General features: G+C 62.6%; 3 pseudogenes. All 3 read left to right on the top strand.

The features are described from left to right. Window positions 1-121: pseudogene (locus AB0M18_RS36555) on the top strand (transposase); the annotation flags it as partial. A gap of 1240 nt (window positions 122-1361) precedes the next feature. Then, a pseudogene (locus tag AB0M18_RS36550) lies at window positions 1362-1797 on the top strand (winged helix-turn-helix domain-containing protein). After that, window positions 1794-2310, top strand: a pseudogene (locus AB0M18_RS36545) (transposase); the annotation flags it as partial. The pseudogenes AB0M18_RS36550 and AB0M18_RS36545, both read left to right, overlap by 4 nt. Window positions 2311-2738: the final 428 nt, after the last annotated feature.

The following is a 2738-nucleotide window of genomic DNA, read 5'->3' as shown; positions in this document are numbered from 1 at the left end:
ATCCGGCCTCGGTGTCCACCGCTGGGTCGTCGAGCGGACCATCGCCTGGCTTCACGGCTTCCGCCGTCTACGCGTCCGCTGGGAACGACGCGACGGCATCCATGAAGCCTTCCTCGGCCTCGCCACATGCCTCATTACCCACCGACATGTCCAACGCCTTTGTTGGAACCTCTTAAGGCCTGGCGGATCTTCCGCAAAGCCCGGATCAGTCCCAACCGACTCACGTCAAATCACCAAGGCCGTCCTCACCCTCGAGAGGCGGCGCTGAAGATCCTTACTGAGCCCTTTTCAGCCTCGTATCTGTGCTGGTCAAGGGCATGTGCACAGCTGGCTGCGCCAGTCGGTGGCAGGCCGCTGGCCAGCGTCCACAGTGGCCACCATGTTCCGAACCTTCAACCGGACGCAGCCGGCCGTGCTCACAGGCACGTTGGAAAAGACTCAGTGCCGCCTTCTATGAAATGGTCGGGCGAGAGCCTGCGAAGTGCCATCCCCCCATTTTGGGCAAGATTTACTCATTTCAAAAATGGGAGCCGATGTCACTCTGGAGCTACCGACACCGTCATGATCTTATGGCGAGCGGCTACGATGGATAACATTTCCGTCCTATTGAATAGGCTGTTGAGCAATGAGTCTGAATGTTGCCTCAAAAATCATTGGGGTGTGCATGGTCGGTGTGGCCAGTGCAGGTCTTGCCGGAGGTGTGGCCAGTGCGGCAGATACGAAATGGATAACGACGGAAACCGAGTTAATCCCGCCGGGAGGGAGTTACGTGAGGAAAGAGTTGTGCCCCCCTGAATACCCGATAGCGAAGACGGTGACTGCGGCTTATCCGACTCAAGTCGAGGTGTATTACGAACGCATATCAGAGTTTGTGGGGGGTGTTATGGTGCAAGGTGCGCAGGCATACGCCACCAATCGTGATCGATACACAGCCCGCCCGTTTACATTGAAGATTGAATGCCAGAGGATTTTCAACTCTTAAAGGATGGCGCGACAGGGTAGCCACCCGGGTCGGCCTCTGTGGGCGTATCGCCTTCGTCTCCGGAACCACCCTGCGGAACAACTTCCACAACTCACCCGTAGCCAACCACTCGACAGACTCGTCACGCCAGCACGACGGGCCAAGCCGCCCAGGCGAAACGACGTCATATATCGCGTGATGTCGCATCCGTTTGGCTGCTCGGCGATCGGATTACTGGGGTTGAACTCGTGGAGTCGTTGGGGCTGACGGCTCGTCGTCTGTGCGATATCACCAGGGCATGCTGTATCCAAAAGGGGGGCTGACCGCCGAACGCCAGTAGTTCCGCGAGGAGTTACGGCGGAAGGCGGCCGAGAGGCTTGCCCGGGGTGAGGCGAGCTCTGTGATCGCCAAGGACCTGCGGGTCAGCGTCCGCTCGGCGCAGCGGTGGCGGCGGATGTGGGACGAGGGCGGTCCGCGGGCCCTACGGTCGCAGGGACCTGCGTCGCTGCCGAGGCTGAGCCAGAGGCAGTTCGACCAGCTGGAGGCAGAGCTGGCCAAGGGGGCCGGCCGCTCACGGCTGGGAGAACCAACGCTGGACCCTGAGCCTTGTGAAGACGATGATCGGCCGACGCTTCCATCTGGCCTACACGGTCCAGGGCGTGCGCAAGCTGCTGGTGCGTAACGGCTGGTCCTGCCAGGTCCCTGCCCGGCGTGCCATGGAGAGGGACGACGAGGCGTTGGCCGGGTGGGTCAAGGAGGTGTGGCCCTGCGCGCACGACTCGCGGCGGCCCGTGGAGCCTGGCTCGTCTTCGAGGACGAAGCCGGTTGCTCCATGACGCCGCTGCAGGCGAAGACCTGGTCGCAGCGCGGCCGGACGCCGGTGGTGCGGGTCCGCGGCCGTTCCGGTAGACGGATATCCATCGCCGCGCAGACCTGCTGCAAACCCGGCCACAGGTCCCGGCTGATCTATCGGCCCCGTCGGGACGACGGCTGACGCGACGGACGCACGAGCTTCTCCTGGCGCGACTGCCGTAACCTGCTGATCGCCGCACACCTGCAGCTTGGCGGCCCGATCGTGCTCGACCGGGGCATCTTGAACGTGCACAAGGCTGCGGGACTGTGGCAGTTCGCCGAAGCCCGGGACTGGCTGGCCATCTTCAACCTGCCGCCCTACGCACCGACCTCAACCCCGTCGAAGGGATCTCTGGTTCCTCCTGCGACGCGGCTGGCTCTCCAACGTCGTCTTCAGCACCCCTGAACACCTCGTCCAGCGCATCCGGCGCGGCCTACGGCACATCCAGTATCGCAGCGAACTCATAGACGGCTGCCTCGCCGAGACCGGCTTGACCTTCAGACCACCTGAGCAACACCGCGACATCACGAGTTCAACCTCAGTTACCGGCCTTGTAGCAGGCCGCCGATGCGTATCGTCAGGAGAAGACCGAACGCCGACTGGGCCCGTTCCGCGGGATTTGGGCACTTGGTCACTGCGGCTTCGATCCAAGAGGTCCTCCGCTCAGGGGAGGTCTTCGTGGAGGAGCTGCTCGACCGGCTTGGCTTCCCGGAGGCTGTTGGCCCTCAAAGCCAGCGCTGATGGCGCCTCAGGTCATTCGTCCTGGATCCGGGGGAGGTTTGCATATCCCAGGTAGTCCGTTCCTGCTTGCTCGGCGTAACGCATCGCCGTCTTACTGATCGTTTCAGAATGAGTTTGGTTCAGGGGCTTGGCAGTTGGGCTGGCGGGCGGCAGGGTTCTGCAGGTGTCGGATGATCTTGTGCC

This window comes from Streptomyces sp. NPDC051909 (assembly GCF_040681095.1).
GTDB lineage: Bacteria > Actinomycetota > Actinomycetes > Streptomycetales > Streptomycetaceae > Streptomyces.
The sequence above is the reverse complement of the archived record's forward strand: the minus strand, read 5'-3'. Positions and strand labels throughout refer to the sequence as shown.